This window comes from Rhizobium sp. BK602 (genome assembly GCF_014195095.1).
Taxonomy (GTDB): domain Bacteria; phylum Pseudomonadota; class Alphaproteobacteria; order Rhizobiales; family Rhizobiaceae; genus Rhizobium.
The window spans coordinates 156,178-173,863 of record NZ_JACIBC010000007.1 but is presented as its reverse complement, the minus strand read 5'-3'; the positions used below and the strand labels follow the sequence as shown (position 1 = coordinate 173,863).

The 17,686-nt window shown below is 60.1% G+C and carries 14 protein-coding genes; 4 read left to right on the top strand and 10 right to left on the bottom strand.

Translation table 11 applies throughout. The annotated features are described in order from the left end of the window. Positions 1-228: 228 nt before the first annotated feature. A complete protein-coding gene (locus tag FHX11_RS22610) occupies positions 229-735 on the top strand; it encodes a DUF1993 domain-containing protein (protein ID WP_184361125.1) in 507 nt (168 codons plus the stop codon). A 6-nt stretch (positions 736-741) separates the two neighbouring features. Here FHX11_RS22610 and FHX11_RS22605 read toward each other — a convergent pair whose 3' ends face one another. The 4 genes from FHX11_RS22605 to FHX11_RS22590 all read right to left on the bottom strand — a co-directional run bounded on the left by FHX11_RS22605 (position 742) and on the right by FHX11_RS22590 (position 5,372). Further along, entirely contained in the window at positions 742-2,298 is a 1,557-nt protein-coding gene (locus FHX11_RS22605) for an alkaline phosphatase family protein (RefSeq protein WP_184361122.1), read from the bottom strand. Then, entirely contained in the window at positions 2,276-3,259 is a 984-nt protein-coding gene (gene galE / locus FHX11_RS22600; protein ID WP_184361118.1) for a UDP-glucose 4-epimerase GalE, read from the bottom strand. Before galE ends, FHX11_RS22605 begins: the two co-directional genes overlap by 23 nt. Positions 3,260-4,538: 1,279 nt before the next feature. Beyond that, positions 4,539-4,727 carry a hypothetical protein gene (locus FHX11_RS29985; protein ID WP_246781117.1) on the bottom strand — a complete coding sequence of 63 codons (189 nt, stop codon included), beginning with the start codon at positions 4,725-4,727 and terminating at the stop codon, positions 4,539-4,541. A 78-nt stretch (positions 4,728-4,805) separates the two neighbouring features. Next, entirely contained in the window at positions 4,806-5,372 is a 567-nt protein-coding gene (locus FHX11_RS22590) for a cytochrome b (protein ID WP_184361113.1), read from the bottom strand. A 228-nt stretch (positions 5,373-5,600) separates the two neighbouring features. Between FHX11_RS22590 and FHX11_RS22585 the strand changes: the two genes are divergently transcribed. After that, the gene (locus FHX11_RS22585) at positions 5,601-6,887 is read left to right on the top strand and encodes a nucleotide sugar dehydrogenase (RefSeq protein WP_184361110.1); all 1,287 of its coding nucleotides are present in this window, start codon (positions 5,601-5,603) and stop codon (positions 6,885-6,887) included. 67 nt (positions 6,888-6,954) lie between these two features. On the opposite strand, the gene FHX11_RS22580 is transcribed toward FHX11_RS22585, so the two are convergent. Then, positions 6,955-7,890, bottom strand: a complete 936-nt coding sequence (locus tag FHX11_RS22580) for an SDR family oxidoreductase (protein ID WP_184361107.1) — start codon at positions 7,888-7,890, stop codon at positions 6,955-6,957. Between the two features lie 188 nt (positions 7,891-8,078). On the opposite strand from FHX11_RS22580, the gene FHX11_RS22575 reads away from it, so the two are divergent. Both FHX11_RS22575 and FHX11_RS22570 read left to right on the top strand, forming a co-directional pair. Then, positions 8,079-8,654 carry a sugar transferase gene (locus tag FHX11_RS22575; protein WP_184361104.1) on the top strand — a complete coding sequence of 192 codons (576 nt, stop codon included), beginning with the start codon at positions 8,079-8,081 and terminating at the stop codon, positions 8,652-8,654. 204 nt (positions 8,655-8,858) lie between these two features. Continuing rightward, positions 8,859-10,238, top strand: coding sequence for an O-antigen ligase family protein (locus tag FHX11_RS22570; protein ID WP_348649728.1), 1,380 nt, complete (start codon positions 8,859-8,861; stop codon positions 10,236-10,238). 91 nt (positions 10,239-10,329) lie between these two features. Here the strand turns inward: FHX11_RS22570 and FHX11_RS22565 are convergent, their stop codons facing one another. From FHX11_RS22565 to FHX11_RS22545, 5 genes are read right to left on the bottom strand one after another with little or no spacing between them, the layout of a single operon-like run. Beyond that, on the bottom strand, positions 10,330-11,451 hold the full coding sequence (locus FHX11_RS22565) for a glycosyltransferase family 1 protein (RefSeq protein WP_184361099.1): 1,122 nt from the start codon (positions 11,449-11,451) through the stop codon (positions 10,330-10,332). Positions 11,452-11,494: 43 nt separating this feature from the next. After that, the gene (locus FHX11_RS22560; protein ID WP_184361096.1) at positions 11,495-14,392 is read right to left on the bottom strand and encodes a glycosyltransferase family 1 protein; all 2,898 of its coding nucleotides are present in this window, start codon (positions 14,390-14,392) and stop codon (positions 11,495-11,497) included. A gap of 6 nt (positions 14,393-14,398) precedes the next feature. Then, complete coding sequence (locus tag FHX11_RS22555; RefSeq protein ID WP_184361093.1) at positions 14,399-15,613, bottom strand: FkbM family methyltransferase; 1,215 nt, start codon at positions 15,611-15,613, stop codon at positions 14,399-14,401. A 2-nt stretch (positions 15,614-15,615) separates the two neighbouring features. After that, on the bottom strand, positions 15,616-16,851 hold the full coding sequence (locus FHX11_RS22550) for an ABC transporter ATP-binding protein (protein ID WP_184361090.1): 1,236 nt from the start codon (positions 16,849-16,851) through the stop codon (positions 15,616-15,618). Continuing rightward, on the bottom strand, positions 16,851-17,636 hold the full coding sequence (locus FHX11_RS22545) for an ABC transporter permease (RefSeq protein WP_184361087.1): 786 nt from the start codon (positions 17,634-17,636) through the stop codon (positions 16,851-16,853). Before FHX11_RS22545 ends, FHX11_RS22550 begins: the two co-directional genes overlap by 1 nt. Positions 17,637-17,686: the final 50 nt, after the last annotated feature.

Below are 17,686 nucleotides of genomic sequence, written 5' to 3'. Positions count from 1 at the left end.
TTATTCCATTTCTTGATGGAGACGTCAACCCTATTTTCTGGGCACATCCAAGGAAGCGGAAAACAATGGGCCGCGAACAAACTTTCAACGCGAAAAAGACTGTAAAATGCGATGTCAGAACCCACATCTGGGTCGTCAGATACGATGGAACGGACATTCCATCGGCATCGGCACAGCATGGAATTCGATCGCCCCCAGGCCGAAACCGGCCGATCATGGAGAACCAGCATGCCCTCGATGTACCGTTTTTCAGTCCCCATCTTCCAGCGCGGCCTTGCGGTCCTTGCGACCTATCTCGACAAGATCGAGGCGCATGCGGCGGAAAAGAGCATCGATGCGAACGAGCTCGTCGGCGCCCGCCTCATCGACGACATGCTGCCGCTCTCCGGCCAGTTTCAGCGCGCCACCGACAGCGCCAAGCTTGCGATCGCCCGGCTGGCCGGCATCGACGCGCCGCGTTTCGAAGACAATGAGACGACCGTCGCCGAGTTGCGCGAGCGGCTGAAAAAGACCGAAGCCTTCCTGGCGACGATCACGCCGGAGACGATGGAAGGCAGCGAGAACCACGACGTGACGATCGCGCCCGGCGGCAACAAGATCACCTTCCGCGGCGAGGATTATCTCGCAAACTTCGCTTTGCCGAACTTCTTCTTCCACGTCACCACGGCGCACGACATCCTGCGCAGCCGCGGCCTGCCGGTCGGCAAGATGACCTATCTCGGCGCCTTTGCCTGATCCACTTCAGGGCCGGCGCGTGACCGGCCCTTTTTCCGTGAGCTCGGTATAGGCGAGCGTCTGGTCGAGATGCCGGGCCCGCAGCGACAGCAGCTTTTCTGCATAGGCGAGGCGGACCGCCGCATAGCTCTCCTCGCCAGCGACATCGACGAGCTCCATCGGGTCCTTTTCCAGATCGTAGAGCAGCGGCGGCAGCCCGGCGAAATGGACATATTTGAAGCGCTCGTCGCGGATGACGGCGAGATTGCAGGCATTCGATCCCAGCCCGAAATGCCGCTCCGCCTCGCCGCCGGCGATGTCGCGGAAATCGAATTCCCAGAAAGCCGCATCGCGCCATCCAGCCGGCTCCCTGCCGTCGAGGAAGGGCACAAGCGTGCCGCCGTCCAGATGATTGCCGGGCACGAGGCCGAACCGGTCGCAGAGCGTCGGGAAGATATCGGCGGCGCTGGTGAAACGGTCCACTCGCCGCCCCGCCCCGGCCGGATGGCCGGGATCGCGGATGACAAGCGGCACGTGATAGCTGCCATCGAAAAAGCCGCCCTTGCCGAGCATCCAGTGGTCGCCCATCATCTCGGCATGGTCGGAGGTGAAGACGATCAGCGTCTCGTCCCAGGCGCCGGCATCCTTCAACGCCTGCCAGATCCGCCCAAGCTGCGCATCCACCTCGGCGATCATGCCGTAATAGATGGCGCGGATCGCCGAGAGATCGCCTTCCGTCCAGTCGCTCGCCGGCCCTTCGCCGCCATGAATGAAACTGCCCTTGCCGATCTGCGGCAAGGCGAAGGCGAGGAAGGGATGCGCCGCCTGCTCCGTCTTCCGGTCGGGAGCGCGCGCGAAAGCCGGCCCGTCGCTTGGCGCAAACATGCGGTTATAGGGCTCCGGCACCGAAAAAGGCGGATGCGGCCTCAGGAACGAGACATGCGCGAACCAGGGCGCATCCTGCTCGCCGAGCCAGCGGATGAATTCGCCGGCGAGAAAGGCCGTCTGCGTCTCGTCCCTGGAATAGGAGGGCGCGGCATCGGAGATTTCACCGGGCCTGGCGCCGACCGGAATATGAATATCGCGGCTCGTCGCTTCCGCGTGCCCGCGCGAGCGCAGCCAGGAAAGCCATTGCTTCTCATGCTCGGGCAAGAGCTGGCGGGCGCTGAAACCGGGCAGCACGCCCTCATAGGTCGTCAAATGCGGATCGTTCGCGTCCATGCCGCGCGGATCGGGCGCGGTATCCGTATAGCCGAACAGCGTCGGATCGTAGCCGGCGCGGCGGGCGGCAAGCGCCAGATTGTCGAACCGGGCATCGAGCGGCGACCCATTGCGGCAGACGCGATGGTTCATCTGGTAAAGGCCGGTATAGAGCGAGGCCCTTGCCGGCGAACAGGGCGCCGTCCCGGCATAATGCCGGGCGAACAGCACGCCCTCGCGCGCCAGCGCATCGACATTCGGCGTCGTGACGCAGGCGTGGCCGACGGCGGAGAGACAATCGCCCCGCCATTGGTCGGCCGAGATCAGCAGCACGTTCGGGCGCCTGCCCGACGCCGTCCGATCAGTGCTGGTTGGACTTGGCATGCCAGTTCCAGGCGGATTCGATGATGCGCGAGAGATCATATTGCGGCGACCAGCCGAGAATATCGCGGGCCTTGTCGTTGTTGGCGACCAGAGTGGTCGAATCGCCCTCGCGGCGGCCGACATATTCGACCGGGAACGGCCGCTCCGACACGGTTTCGATCGCGCCCAGCAGCTCCTTGACGGTGGTGCCGGTGCCGGTGCCGAGATTCAGCGCGACGGATTCACCACCCCTCAGCAGATATTCCACCGCCCGCACATGCGCGTCCGCCAGATCGAGAACGTGGATATAGTCGCGCACGCAGGTGCCGTCGCGCGTGTCGTAATCGCTGCCGAAGACCTTGAAGCCCTGGCGGCGGCCGAGTGCTGCCTCGATCGCCAGCGGGATGGCATGGGTCTCCGGCGTGTGCCATTCGCCGATGCGGCCCTCGAAATCGGCGCCGGCGGCATTGAAATAGCGCAGCACCACGGAGCGCAGCCCCTTGTACTGATCGTAGTCGGCAAGCGCCTGCTCGACGATATATTTGGTGCGGCCATAGGGATTGATCGGCACCTGCCGGTGGCTCTCGTCCAGCGGCACGCTCTGCGGCAGGCCGTAGGTGGCGCAGGTGGAGGAGAAGACGAAGGCGCCGACACCGGCCGCCTGCGCCGCCGAAAGCAGCGTCAGCGTGCCGATGACATTGTTTTCATAGAAGGAGACGGGGTCCTTGACCGATTCGCCCACCTCGATCAGCGCCGCGAAATGCAGGATGGCCGCCGGCTTGTATTTCGCCAGCACCTCGTCGAGCCGCGCCCGGTCGCGGATATCGCCCTCCTCCGCCGGACCCCATTTGACGAATTCGCGATGACCGTTGGAGAAATTATCGTAGACGACGGGCTGGAATCCCTTGTTCGCCAGATCCAGACATGTGTGCGAACCGATATAGCCGGCGCCCCCGACCACAAGAACCGTTTCCCCTGCCATTCGCCATCCCTTCTCGACTCATAACGATTTGCCGCCCGAAGCGCGGCGGACCGGTTCGATCCGACGCATAGACTTAGAGAGCTGTAGCCGACTTGCAAGGCTTGGGAAAGGAGCAAGGCGGGCAGCGTCAAGAATGGACACAGGCCGCAATATGCTACATATCGAGGTTGTATCCCCTTGCCCAATTGGGTTGTGCTTTGCTAGCTTTCCGCCCAGAGAGCTGGGGGCGCTTCATGATTTTCGTAGTTTTTTGGCATCTTGTGCGTGGCGCCGCTGAAGCTTGTCGGCGTGGAGCCATGGCAGGATTGGCACTCTTTGGATTGACGACGGCTGTGGTCGCCCAGGTGCCGGGCGCGCCAATGCAATTCATGCTGGTTCATGCCGACCCCAACTCCGGCAACTGTCGGCCCGAGGGCTGCATGGACTGGATTGCGGCCGAAGGCATGATCGATGCGCGATCTCCCGCCGATCTGCGCAAGCTTCTGGCCAGCATCGGCAACAGGAAATTGCCCATCATCGTGAACTCGCCCGGCGGAAATGTAGCGGCCGCGATGGAAATGGGTGAGATCATCCGGAAGCGCGGCCTGTCCGTGGCTGTGGGCGGCACCAGGCTGCTGTCCTGTCCAAACGGCCAGCCGCTCTGCGGCGATGGCTGGCGCGCCGGCGCGAAAGGCGTCGTCTATTCCGTCGGCGCCACATGTCTTTCGGCCTGCCCTTTCGTGCTGTCCGCCGGCGTCAGACGCGTCGTCAGCCCCTTCAGCATCACGGGCGTCCATCAGATAAGGACGACCTATGACCAGGAGCGGATACTCTACCGGATGAGATATCAGGTCATTAACGGCAAGAAGCACATCATCAACCGCCAGGAGCTCAGCCGTAAATTTGTCGGACTGTACGACAGCACAAAACTCTCGAAATCGCTGCGGTCAAAGATCCTCGCTTATTTCAAGAAAATGGGCGTTGATAGGTCGATCCTCGATATGGCGATGAGTGCTGCTCCAAGTTCGATACGGCTCATTACGCCGGATGAAGCGATGAAAATAGGCCTGCTGACCGACCTCGCCGGAGCCGACGACTTGGTCAAGGCCGGAGCTTGCGCGGTCGGCCAGCCGTTTACGTCCTGCCAAGCACCAATATCCACGGATGCAACTGCCCTTATTGCCAATCCACCCTTTGCGGATTGGCAATTGAACCCCATGCAGGATTTCCTGCCATCTTTTGCGACGCCGAACAGCAGCCCGACCCCACAACGCAGCGACTGCGTCCAGGAACCAGTGAACTACTCGCCCCACTGGGATTCGAGCCGGGCGATTTCCTCCGAGATTTCCGTAATGCGTTGCCGCAACTCCGCTTCCGTACCGTCGTCGACTTCGCCCTCGCCGAAACAATAGCGGGCTATATGCAGCTCGAGCTTGGCTTCCAGCGCTTCCCGCTGGTCACGAAGATGTTTGAGATAGCTGTTTCGCATCGCGAACCACGCTTTCCGAGAATTGGTCTCAGAATACTAAATAGGTCCGGAGAGGGAAAGTTTCGATAGTGTCGCAGGCTATCCCCGGGTCGGGACCATGCGGGCGAGCACCTGATCGCGCAACACATAGTGATGCACCAGGGCAGCGGCGGCGTGCAGTCCGGCGACGGCGATGATCAGCCAGGCCGTGACGCTGTGCAGTTCACCGATCACCCGCCGCGTCGCCGGATCGACGACCACAAGGGCCGGAATCGAGAAAAGCCCGAAGAAATCAGGCGCATTGGCGGACGCCCAGCGGATCAGCAAGCCATAGGAGACCTGCGCGACCATCAGCACATAGAGAATGAGGTGCACGAGGGTCGAGGCCACATGCTGAAGCCCCGAGACGGCGGGCGCGACGCGCCGATGCGTCAGGAGACGCCAGACGATGCGCAGCAGGAGGACGGCGGCGAGCAGGATGCCGAGCGAGACATGCAGAGAAATCAATCCCAGGCGCATCGGCGTGCCGCGGGCGGCAAAATCCCAAATCTGCGCCGTCCCGAACAGGGCCAGGACCAGGCCCGCGGTCAGCCAGTGCAGCGTAATGGTGAAACGGTCGTAGCGGGTGGCCCGCTCGCCGGCGGCTGCGCTGTCGAAATTCTGCATGATCAATGATCTCCTTGGGAAGGACACGGGAGCAAACGCGCGACGCCTTCTCATTATTCGATCGCCTCGAAACGAGGGGCGGCGTCTTGCCGATCTCCCTATTGCAAAGCCCCGACCTGATATTCACATTGATCTGACACGCACCTGAATTCGCACCTCGACACAAAGATTTGCGCTGACATGCCCCTGCGGTTTGGGCTAATTCAGGTCGATTGTTCGAGGTAGATTGTGTTGACCGAAAAAATTGCCGTCATCGGCCTGGGCTATGTCGGATTGCCCGTGGCCATCGCGCTCGCCGAAAAATTTCCCGATGTCGTCGGCTTCGATATCAAGGCCTCCAGGGTCGCCGCCCTGAAAGCGGGCGAGGACAACACGCGCGAGGTCTCGCCGGCGCGCCTGAGGGAAAGCGGGCTGCGCATCACCGGCGACATCCAGGATCTGCGCGACCGCGACATCTTCATCGTCGCCGTGCCGACGCCGATCGACCGCAACCGGCAACCGGATCTGCGCCCGATGATCTCCGCTTCGCGCACTGTCGGACAGGCTTTGAAAAAGGGCGGCATCGTCGTCTATGAATCGACCGTCTATCCCGGTGTGACCGAGGAAGTCTGCGGCCCCGTGCTCGCCGAGGTCTCGGGCCTGCGCCAGGGCGAGGATTTCCATCTCGGCTATTCGCCGGAGCGGATCAATCCCGGCGACAAGGAACATACGTTCGAGCGCATCGTGAAGGTGGTGGCCGGCGACAGCGAGGAAGCGCTCGAAAGGATCGCCGCCGTCTACGGTGCGGTGGTCGAAGCCGGCATCCACAAGGCGCCGAGCATCAAGGTGGCGGAAGCCGCCAAGGTGATCGAAAACACCCAGCGCGACCTCAACATCGCCCTGATGAACGAGCTGTCGATCATCTTCGAGAAGATGGACATTCGCACCGCCGATGTGCTGAAGGCGGCAAAGACGAAGTGGAATTTCCTGCCCTTCACCCCCGGCCTGGTCGGCGGCCACTGCATCGGCGTCGATCCCTATTATCTCACCGCCAAGGCGGAAGAGCTCGGCTATCACCCGGAAGTCATCCTGTCGGGCCGCCGCATCAATGACGGCATGGGCGCCTTCATCGCCCAGAAGCTGATCAAGATGCTGGTTTCGGCGCAAAAACCGATCAACGGCGCCCGCATCGGCATTTTCGGCCTGACCTTCAAGGAAAACGTGCCGGACCTGCGCAACAGCCGCGTGCCCGACATCATCCGCGAACTGCACCAGTTCGGCCTCGAGCCGCTGGTGCACGATCCCATGGCGAGCCACGGCGAGGCGGAAGAGGAATATGGCGTGCGGCTGGCGTCGCTCGACGAGTTCGGCACGCTCGACGCCCTGGTGCTCGCGGTTCCCCATAAGTCCTACCTGGCGGATGGCGCGGCGGAAATCCTCACCCTGCTCGGCGAAAACGGCGTGGTGGTCGACGTGAAGGCGGCGCTGGAACGCGACAATCCGCTGCTTGAAGGCCACGCCGTCTGGAGCCTTTAGAGCAATTCCAGGAGAAGTGCGTAGCGGTTTTCCGTCCGGAATTGCGTAGAAACAAAGGGATAGGCCGTTACGACCGATCCTGCATGGCTGCGGCCACCGTCAGCCGCAGCCCTTCATCGACCGAAAAAGGCGGCGACCAGCCGGTGACCGCGATCGTCTCGCCGATATCGACCTGCAGCGACCCCAAAAGACGCTCGGCCGCCGCGCGACGGCCGGCGAGCGCCGCGAGCCCTTCCAGCAGGCGCGACGGAACGGGCAGCATGAGCGCTCGTCTCCCCATCGCCGTCGCAAGCTTGCCGATCAGCCCCCCGGTCGAAAGATCCGCGCCGTCACTGATCAGAAACACCCGGTTCGCCGCCGCCGGGTGACGGGCGCAAGCCAAGATGAAATCGACGAGATTGCCGACGAAGACCAGCGACCGTCTGTTCTCGACGAGGCCGAACGGCCAGGGAAATGGCCGCCCGGCCCATGTCATCAGGCTCGCGAAATTCGCCTTCACCCCCGGCCCATAGACGAGCGGCGGGCGGATGATGACGATCTCCATGCCCGTTTGCGCGCCGACGGCCAGCAGCGCTTCCTCCGCCTCCAGCTTCGACTGGCCGTAGGGGTCTTGCGGATGCGGCGCATCGGATGCGGTGAAGGGCCTGCCCGGCGCGGTCGCCTCGCCATTGACCTTGATCGAGCTCAGGAAGATGAAACGACGGACGCCGGCGCTGGCCGCCTGCCTTGCCAGATTGACCGTGGCATCGACATTGACGGCACGGAAGGCGGCAAGCGGATCGGCGGCCTTGTCGTTCATGACATGGACGCGCGCCGCCAGATGCACGACGGTTTCGACATCCGCAAGTGCAGCGGACCAATCGCTCGCACCATCGATCGCGCCCATGGCCAGGAAACCGGGCCGCGGATCACGGCTGATGGGGCGATGCTCGATCCCCCGTCGCGAGAGCTCCGTGCAAAGCGCCTGCCCGACGAAACCCGTTGCCCCCGTGACCAGCATCATGCGCCCATCGCCCTTCGATTACGCTCATACATCCGATTGGCCATGCTTTCGCATACTCCGCCGAGAAGGAACAGGCCCGACAAAATCCTCGCTGGGACGATTGTGCATAAATGCATGATATGAGATGGACTGCACGTAAACCCATCATCGGCGCCGCGAAATCGGCTCCGGTCAGATCATCAGAGACGATGCCCTATACGATCGCCAAGCGCCTATTCGACTTCCTTGCCGCCCTCGCCGCAGCCGTCGTCTTTTCCATTCCGGTCCTGATCGTCGCCGCCGCCGTGCGGCTGACCTCCCCCGGCCCGGTTCTCTACTGGTCGGATCGCGTCGGGCGCGGCAACCGGATTTTCCGCATGCCGAAATTCCGCAGCATGCGCACCGATACGCCAGCGGTCGCCACACACCTGCTGAAGGACGCCAATGCCTATCTGACGCCGATCGGCTCCTTCCTGCGCAAATCGAGCCTGGACGAGCTGCCGCAGCTCTGGTGCATCCTGAAGGGCGAGATGAGCATCGTCGGCCCCCGCCCCGCCCTCTTCAACCAGCACGACCTGATCGCGCTGCGCACCGAGCGCGGCGTCGACGCGCTGCTGCCGGGCCTGACCGGCTGGGCGCAGATCAATGGCCGCGACGAACTGCCGATCCCGCAGAAGGTGGCGCTGGACGAAGACTATCTGCGCCGCCGCTCCTTCCTCTTCGATCTCAAGATCATCTTTCTGACGGCCTTGAAGGTTCTGCGCAGCGATGGTGTGACCCATTAGCAATTCCAGGAAAAGTGCGCAGCGGTTTTCCGTCCGGAATTGCGTCAACCAATTCTGGCCAGCCTCGAGCGGAAACGGCGATGGCGGACAAGCCCATGCCAAAAATGCCGTATTCCTGCCCCTTTACAGCCCTACTGGCCATCGTGAATGCTCGACAGGCCGAATGAATCGAACCGGACGAAGGCGGAGACACCATTGGACGACGTGCGCGCGAACAAACCGCAGGCCGAGCTTACGGCCGGAGCCATTGCCGGCACGCGCCCCACGGGCATCATGCCGTGGCCCCTGGCGATCTTCGGAAGCCTGCTCTGGATTCTCGTCGCCTCCCCGACCCTGGTCGAAAGCGATGCCTATCGCTACGCCTGCGCCCTCCTGTCGCTGATCGCACTCTATTACTACATGAAGGCGCCGGTGCGGCCCAGGACCGACTGGATCGGCTGGCTGTGCATGGGCTGGGCCGCCTATGTGCTCGCCCGCTTCGGCGTCACCTACTGGCTGACGCCGGGCCACGATATCGGCGCTTCCGACTGGCTCTATGCCTTTCCCTTCTTCTTCCCGATCCTCGGCGTCGCCCTTCTGCTGCACGAGGCGCTGCTGGAAAAGATCGTCGCGGCCTATTTCGCCGTGACCCTGACCATGCTCATCGCCACCCAGCATTTCCGCGAGGTCTTCGCCGGCGAGACCGTCAAGCCGCTGATCATGAACAACCAGATCCACGGCGCCGTCGCCTGCGGCATGATCGTGATCTTCACGCTGTTCTGGCTGCTGCATTACCTGACCGACAAGTCGAGCGACCGGCGGATCGCGCGTTTTGCCTATATCGTCTCGCCCTTCATCGTCGGCCTCTGTTTCATCGCCATCTACGGCGCCAAGTCGAAGGGCGTCTGGCTGGCACTCGGCATCACCCTGCCGCTGCTGGCGCTGGTGGCATTGAGCTATCTGCGCCTGAAGCTCGGCGCCATCGTCATCGCCATCGCCGCCATCCTGCTCGTCACCGGCATCTACAGCGTGCGCCACAATCTCGACAAGACGGCGGGCCCGACCGTGACGGCGACCGTCGCGATGCTGGAAAGCGTCACCGGCGGACACGATCTCGGCGGTGCCGTGACGAACACGATCGGCTCCACCAACACACCGGTGTCGATGGACGAGCGGCTGCAGCTCTGGTCGAACAGCTGGGAGGTCTTCTCCTCCGCGCCCGTCTTCGGTTGGGGCAACCGCTGGCTCGAGCGCTGGAGCGAGACGCGCTATTCGCACATCCAGTACACGCTGCTGCACAACGGCTATCTCGAGATCCTGGTGCGCTACGGCCTGTTCGGGGCCGCCGTGCTCGCCTTCATGCTCGCCACCTTCGTGCGCACGGTGCGCCGCGCCTACAAGGCCGCCATCATCCCCCGCGCCGCCTGGCACGCCTATGCCGTCTGTCTGTTCTTCTTCGCACTGACGCTGCTCAGCAACTCCAACAACCGCCTGGCCATCGGCGAAAGCCTGGCACTCGCCAGCTCCGCCTTCGCCTGCTGGTGCAATATGCGGCTGAAGGGGGAGCACCTGGCGATGACGAAAGTGGATTCGAAGGTCGCCTGATCCGGACGAGCACTTGCGGTGGCCGCGATGGGAAAGGGCATCCACGCACCGCCGTTTCCGTCAATGTCTGACGTGAAAGCGATGCGTCCGATCAAATAGCGCCACGGCGCTTGGCGATCGCCTTTTCAAAAACGCGCTCCAGCTGCCGCGCGCTCTCGCTCCAATCGAAGCGGGCGGCATTCGCCCTGGCGTTTGCGCAAAGGCGCGCATGGAGGGCATCATCGGTGGCAAGGCTTTCCAGGCCGCTGCGGATCGACTGCACGTCGTTGGGATCGACGAGCAGGCCGGCATTGCCGGCGACTTCCGGCATGGAAGAGGTGTTCGACGCCAACACGGGAATACCCATCGCATTGGCCTCGATGATCGGGAAGCCGAAGCCTTCATAAAGCGAGGGCATGGCCAGGAACCGCGCCTGGCCGTAAAGCTGCGCCAGATCGGCATCCGATACATAGCCGGTCAACCGGACGGACGATTCGATCTGCAAATGGGCGATATGCCCCTTCAAATCCCCCAGCCGCCAGCCCTGACCGCCAGCAAGCACAAGCAGAAACCGCTGGCGTATCGCCTCGGGCAAGGCGGCATAGGCCTGCAGCAGCCGCAGCAGGTTCTTGCGCGGCTCGAGCGTCCCCACGAAAAGCATATAGGGTCGATCGATGCCGAAGGATGCGAGAGCCTTGGCGTCCTGCGCCCCGCCGATCGCCGTCAGGCCAGGATGGATGACGTGAAGCTTGCCGGCGCAGGCCGGGAACTCCGATTTCAAGACATCGGCCGTGGCGGCGGAAACGGCGACGATCTCGTCGGCAACGGCAACGCCCGGCTTCATCAGCAGCCGATCGGCCATCCAGGTCTGCCAGCGCATGGTGGCGGCCATATCCCGCCAGACGAGGTCATGGATGGTGATGACGCGCGCGATCCGCCGGTCGAGACGATAGGGCAAGCGATGGGCCGGGCCCCAGAAGATGTCGACCTCGTCCCTCGCCGCAAGCCGCGGCAACACGGTCTGCGCCCAGACCATACGGCGCACGCCGCCGGGAAACCGCGAGACACGCACCTGCCCCGCCGCCAATACCTCCTGCCCGGAATGAGGCGCTTCCGGCAAATAGAAATAGAGCTGATGCCCGAGCAGCGCGAGATGCCGGCTCATTTCCAGCACATATCGGCCAATGCCGGTCATGCTGGTTATGAAATTGCGGGCGTCGATGCCAATTTTCATCGGTCGGGTATCATTTCCAAGCGGTTCCGTATGACAGGGCGAATTACAGCGATACTCGCAAAGGATCGCTCCACCAACCTACGGCTTCCTGAATAAGAGCCACCTCGGCAAAGGCGCCGCTATTTTTCTTGAGTTCCACCGGAATTTCGATCGCAACATACAGGCTGTCGCCCGCAGGCAGCACGAAGGGTATCGATATTCGCGGATTTTCGGCGGCGACTGCCCTTCCATCCGCGGCAAAGACGCGGTAGCCGACCTTCACCGCAAGCGAACCATCATCCACCCCAGCACTCGACCAGGCGCTGGCGGACAGGTTCGTGACACGAACCGTGTATTTCAGCATACGGTCAATGACGATCGGCCCTTCTACCAATTCCAGCGTATGCTGCGTTTCCCCCGCACGAAGCACCTTCTGCATTTTCGTATTGCCGATGGCACTGATCGGAACAAAGGTTTTATCCGAGCCAGGCTTGTAGACCTTGTACCATTTTTCATTAAGAACGACGTTCTGCAGTTCCTGCGCACTCGATTGCCAGCTTACACTATCCTGGGACGCTACTGCCGCCGATCGATCACCACGCGAGCGAATGAACGTTCGAACAGTCTCCGCCAAAGAGGCCGGAGAACCCACCGTGAAGAAATCGCAGTGCGGGCAATAGGCGGTCACTTCACGAAATACCGGAATGTCGCTGGCGATGACCGACTTGCCGAAATGACCCGCCTCGACAATGGGAAGGCCAAAACCTTCGGCAAAGGACGCAGCGATCAGTGCATCGCTGTCGGCATAGGCCTTTTGCAGCTTTTCGTCGGAAATGCCGTTGAACCAGAACAGGCGCTTGCCGTACTCGGGGTGGTTTTCAATGCGGCGGATGACATGCTCCACTCCCCAACCAGGTTTTCCGACAATCGTCAGCGTGATATCCCGCCCTTCACCCCAGAGAATGTCAAAGGCATCCAGCGCAACCGCATGCCCCTTGCGCGGCTCCAATGTTCCGACCATCAGAAAACTTGGGCGCTCGTCCTGGCGAATAGCAACCACTTCGGCAGACGAGGCTTGCTCGGCAAAATCAGCACCAAGATGCCAATAGCCAATCTTCATCTCTCTCGGAAACTGGATCGCTTCGAGTATTGCAATCAATTCATCGGCGACCGCTTTTGAAATGCAGATAAAAGCATTTGAATAAGATAGTGCCGCCTGAAACCAACTCGAGAAGAGAGGGGGCATACCCGGGTCGCAGAAACCCGGAAATCTTAGCGGTATTGTGTCATAGAGGCACGAGATGACGGTCGCCCCCCTCAAGCGAGCCGCGCGTAGCGTCACATAGTGATGCCTGTAGAACTCCCAGGAGCTATCGAGCATCAAGATACGATCACGCGCAGAGAAATCCAGCCTTGCATCCGTCGTGAAGGCGGTTGCTGCCCTGTTTTTCTCGAGTGTCTCCGGAATGGCAAACCAGCCATCGAGAGAATCGCTGTATGCAACGACCCGCTCGACGCCATCGTCATCCTGCGTCTCGAGATTGGCGCAAATATTCTTGACGACCCGCTGAATGCCGGTCTTGTGGTCGATGCGATAGGTGGAGGTCGCATCGAGAATAAGGCGCTCGCGCGTCGGGACTACTTTCTCAGAACGGGCCAATAATTCGGCGACTTCATCTGCGGATAAGGTCGTATTGTCCACATGCCCGAGTACAGTTTTGCGAGCATCAATCTCCGACGAGGCCGCCTCTCTGGACCTCCAGAGGGCTACAGTTTCTTCCAAGGCATCGACCGCAATAGCGGCGGATTTTGCCCAACTGAATTCCTGAGCGCGAAAACGCTGCTCTTCCGCAATCGCCTTCGTCCCATCCTGATGGGTAAGAGCCTGCTCCATCACCCGCGCGATGTCCTTTGCATCGGCTGGATCGAACAGAAGCCCGCTATCGCCGATGACTTCCGGCAGAGCACCAGTCTTCGAGGCAATGATCGGAGCGCCGCAGGTCATAGCCTCCAGAGCCGTAAGGCCGAAACCTTCGAGCAACGAGGGCTGGATAGCCAGATCGGTGGCTTTGTAGAGCGAAACAAGTTGGGTGTCGGTCACATGACCAAGTGTTATCAGATCCTCTTCAGGAAGACCTAATTTCAACCATCGATCCATCTCGTCCTTGAGAAGCGACTGAGGATGATCGCCGGCCAATACAAAGCTATAGCGATTGCGCATTTCCGACGGAAGTTGAGCGAAAGCCTCGATGGCCGATTTCACGTTCTTTCGCCAGTCCAGACCGCCCACATAAAGAATGAACGGCTTCTCGATAAAATTCGGCAATTCAGCGTTCGGCCGCCCTATCGCGTCGATAAAATCCTTCGAAACGCCGGCAAGAATATTAACGGCTCTCTCATTCTTCGAAAGCGCAATACTCTCGGTGCGCGAATAGTCTGAGATGCAAAGATTGAGATCGTAGCGCGCATAAAAGGCGAGGCGTCGCTCATAATATGACCGCATGCCGGAAGACGCGAGGTATTGCTGAGGATAACGATAGGGAATCGCATCATAGAAAATCGAAGCGATTGGAATTCCTGTGATGTCATTGGGAGTCAGGGGGACAGCCCTATCACCATAGCCTTCAAAAGGGCTGGCGGACAACGCGATGTCAGGTCCCAAACACGAAACATGATAAGCGAGCGCAATCTCGCTTAACCGCCGCTCTTCCGTATACCCGTCGACACCTTCGCCCCCTGCGGCAATGCCATGCCACATATGAATATTGTCGGGTTTGATCCATTTTTGCAAATGATCCCGGGCCGCCAGAGCCTCCAAGGGCATGGCTGCATTGAGCGAAACAACAAGCTCGACATCCGGATGGTTGTCGACGATTCCCAGGATCAGTTCTTGTACATAACGTCCGATCCCCCGCAACCGGCTCGCCGTCTGAAAGCACTGACCATCAATCCATAGCCGCATAGGCTGTTATCTCTCAATTTTTGGCGGAGTATTTTCCAGCAGCTGTTTCCATTGCGCTGAAAAGTCCTTTGGAGCGTCGATATACCACTTGGCTTCACCGTCGATATCCGTACCATACGACGTGACGCCATATCCGCGTGACCGCGCGAATGCTTCCAGCTTGCCTCGTAGTCTTGGGAAGCGGTGAAGCTCCCGCAGAGCTCTACCCTTCCATTCCTGATTCTTGGAAAGCCAGCGGATTACCTTTTCAAGCAAAACCCTCACGAATTGCCGAGGTAAGCTGACCAGTTTCGCTTTTAAGACATTGATTTCACGCAAGGGGCCTGTCAGGCGCCAGGAAAGGCTATGGTAAATCTCACGCAGTTCGGCGCTAAGTTGCGCTTCTCTGTCACGCGTGTTCGAAAGCGCGCCTTCCAGAATGCCAAGTCGCTCGTCGCGAAGTTGAATATCCTGTCTAAGCTGAACCTGCTCGGCACGAACGCCTTCCAATTGACGGTCGCGTTCCGCCAGCAAGGAGCGCAACGGTGTGGCGAAGCCACTGTTCTCGGCAAGTACGAAATTATCGAATACATTCGGACCCGGACCGAAGAAGGGCAAAAACTCCGGATGTTGCTCGCTCACATAAAAACGGCTCAGCCCGTCAAAATAGGCAAAAGTATAGCCGAGCTTCAGAAGCGTAGGTTCCCAAGCGTCATGAGCAGCGATCTGCGAATTCGGCAGGGTGCTTTCGACAACGACGATCCATGGCCGAGCCTTCGACGGCTGCCAGCTTTCTATGACGGACTGCTCCATCCCTTCGACATCGATTTTGAGCCAATGGATATCGCGGTCGCCTCCCTGGGATAGGACGACGGACAAAGGCACAAGCGGAACTTCGGTTTCCACGACCCGATGGCCCGACGCTTGATGCTTCGCAGCAATATCGCGATTGCTGGTACTTAGCCCCGTTTCGGGAATTTCGAAAAACCGTAACGAGCCTTCACCAGCACCGATTGCCGCCTGAACTACCAACTCGTCGGGCCGATTCTGACGGACCTTGTCTGCATAATATGTCGTTGCTTCAGCATGGACACCACGCCAGCCATTCTCGTAAAAGGCGCGGCTTACGGAATCGGTAACCGGGTCTTGAGCACCGATATCGATATAGAAACCGTTCTCGATATGCTTCAAGGCGCGCCAAAGAATGACATCTTCGAAGTTCTGTGCGTAGGAAGTGAACACGCCTAATCAACCCTTACTATGCGAAATGTTGCATCCAGCCAGCTGCTTCCGATAAAATCGAACTGATTGGTGTTCACGACGTCAAAAACCAAGGCATTATCTTGCCACTCGTAATTCCTGTCGAGATGAGTATCCGAGTTCACCAACGCTGGCGAAAACGAATAGGAACCGGGGCCAAGCGTGCAGGTGAAAGGCAATTCATACAGAATTCTTTCTCCTGACTTCACATTTTCGACGATCTGTTTCGTATGCCATGTATTCGTACCCCAAACGACATGACCGGTTCGGTCTCGAAGCATGTAGCCAAGGACGAGTTTGGGGATGTCCACATACGCGTTCACTTCGAGACGCAGCAAAAGCCGCTGGCCCACGTAGGCTGTCTTGATAGGCTGCCGCGTATCTTCGTCCAATAAGTCGATGGCCTCTGAGCGGACCTCGAAACTTCCCGATCGCGTATGCAACCATCCATCCTGATTGCGTTTCTGCTCTATGGTCAGATTGCTGTTTTCCCGCTCCGCGATCATCGCATTATAATAATCGACAACCTCGTCCGGCGGACCGTCTTTCAGGATCGCGCCCTTATCCAGCAGGATCACCCTGTCGCACAGCGCCTTGACGTCTCCCAGACCATGCGTGACGAGGAGGATCGACGTTCCCTCTGCCTTGAACTGCCGGATGCGGTCGAAGCTCTTGTGCTGGAAATAGCTGTCTCCGACGGAGAGAACCTCGTCGACGATCAGGATGTCAGGCCGCTTCGCGGTCGCCAGCGCGAAGGCGAGGCGTGCCTGCATGCCGCTCGAATAGACGCGCACAGGCTGGTCGAAGAACTCGCCGATCTCGGCGAATGCCTCGATGGCCGGCATGAGCTCGCTCAGTTCCTGCTGCGAAAACCCCATCAGTCCGCCGGCCTGATAGACGTTCTGCCGGCCGGTGAACTCGGGATTGAAGCCGAGGCCCAGTTCCAGGATAGCGCTGATGCGGCCGGAAACATGGACGCTGCCGCTGCTCGGCCGGACGGTGCCGGTGACGATCTTCAACAAGGTGCTCTTGCCGGCGCCGTTCTGGCCGATCAGGGCCACGGCTTCTCCGGGACCGACTGCAAACGAAATATCGCGGCTCGCCCAGAATTCCGAGACAGGAGCAAACGACGCCCCGAACCAGTTCGCGAACCTTTTCAGATTGCTGTGATAAGTCGGATAGCGTTTGCTGACGCGATCAACCGTAAGTACTGAGGTCATCAAAGCGCATCCACAAGATCGGCGCTGGCGCGACGGAAGACAAAGAAGGACAGGAAAACCATGAATGCACTCAGCACGATTGCGGGCCACATGCCGCTCCAGGAAGGCCCCTGATCGAGAAGCAGGGCATTCTGGTAGAGCGTGACCAGCGGCATCATCGGATTGAAATGCAAAAGCAGCTGAAATCGTTCAGGCACGGCCGTGGTCACATAGACAATCGGCGTAAACCAGAACCAAAGCTGCATCACAACGGTCATGACCTGGGCGACGTCGCGGGCAAAGACATTCAAAACGCCGAGAAATACGCCGATTCCGAACGCAAGCACTGAAATCAGCAGCATGCCCGGTATCAGATAGAGCCAAGCCAGACCCGGATAGTGACCGAAGAACAGGAAAATCACCGCAATGGCAACCAACAGCAGCAGATGATTGATGATCGCGCTGCCCCAGACGATGATCGGCAGGCAGAGCCGGGGAAACGAAATCTTCTTCAGCGTCGATGCCTGCTCGATGAAAACGCCCATGCTGCGCGTCAGGATCTCGCTGAACAGGCCCCAGGCTGCCATACCGGACAGAAGATAGATCGGATAGGCGGCCGGGCTGCTCATGTTGGGCATCTTTGCCCGCATGACCTCGGCCAGAACGATCGAGAAGATCAATGCCTGTGCCAGCGGATGCAGGATAAACCATAGCGCCCCCAGCCGGGATCGCGCAAATCGTCCGCGCAACTCACCCTTGATAGAGGCAAGAATAAAATGCCTGTATCTCCAAACACTGCTCAGCAAATGCTCTCTCCAATATTCGGCTATATGATCGGATATCCAGGCCGATAATG

What these genes read in the sequence shown, in the direction of transcription:
- FHX11_RS22575 (WP_184361104.1), top strand. Translation starts at nt 8,079, where the DNA reads ATGCCCTATACGATCGCCAAGCGCCTATTCGACTTCCTTGCCGCCCTC.
- FHX11_RS22610 (WP_184361125.1), top strand. Translation starts at nt 229, where the DNA reads ATGCCCTCGATGTACCGTTTTTCAGTCCCCATCTTCCAGCGCGGCCTT.
- FHX11_RS22560 (WP_184361096.1), bottom strand. Translation starts at nt 14,392, where the DNA reads ATGCGGCTATGGATTGATGGTCAGTGCTTTCAGACGGCGAGCCGGTTG.
- FHX11_RS22590 (WP_184361113.1), bottom strand. Translation starts at nt 5,372, where the DNA reads ATGCAGAATTTCGACAGCGCAGCCGCCGGCGAGCGGGCCACCCGCTAC.
- galE (WP_184361118.1), bottom strand. Translation starts at nt 3,259, where the DNA reads ATGGCAGGGGAAACGGTTCTTGTGGTCGGGGGCGCCGGCTATATCGGT.
- FHX11_RS22605 (WP_184361122.1), bottom strand. Translation starts at nt 2,298, where the DNA reads ATGCCAAGTCCAACCAGCACTGATCGGACGGCGTCGGGCAGGCGCCCG.
- FHX11_RS22580 (WP_184361107.1), bottom strand. Translation starts at nt 7,890, where the DNA reads ATGATGCTGGTCACGGGGGCAACGGGTTTCGTCGGGCAGGCGCTTTGC.
- FHX11_RS29985 (WP_246781117.1), bottom strand. Translation starts at nt 4,727, where the DNA reads ATGCGAAACAGCTATCTCAAACATCTTCGTGACCAGCGGGAAGCGCTG.
- FHX11_RS22550 (WP_184361090.1), bottom strand. Translation starts at nt 16,851, where the DNA reads ATGACCTCAGTACTTACGGTTGATCGCGTCAGCAAACGCTATCCGACT.
- FHX11_RS22565 (WP_184361099.1), bottom strand. Translation starts at nt 11,451, where the DNA reads ATGAAAATTGGCATCGACGCCCGCAATTTCATAACCAGCATGACCGGC.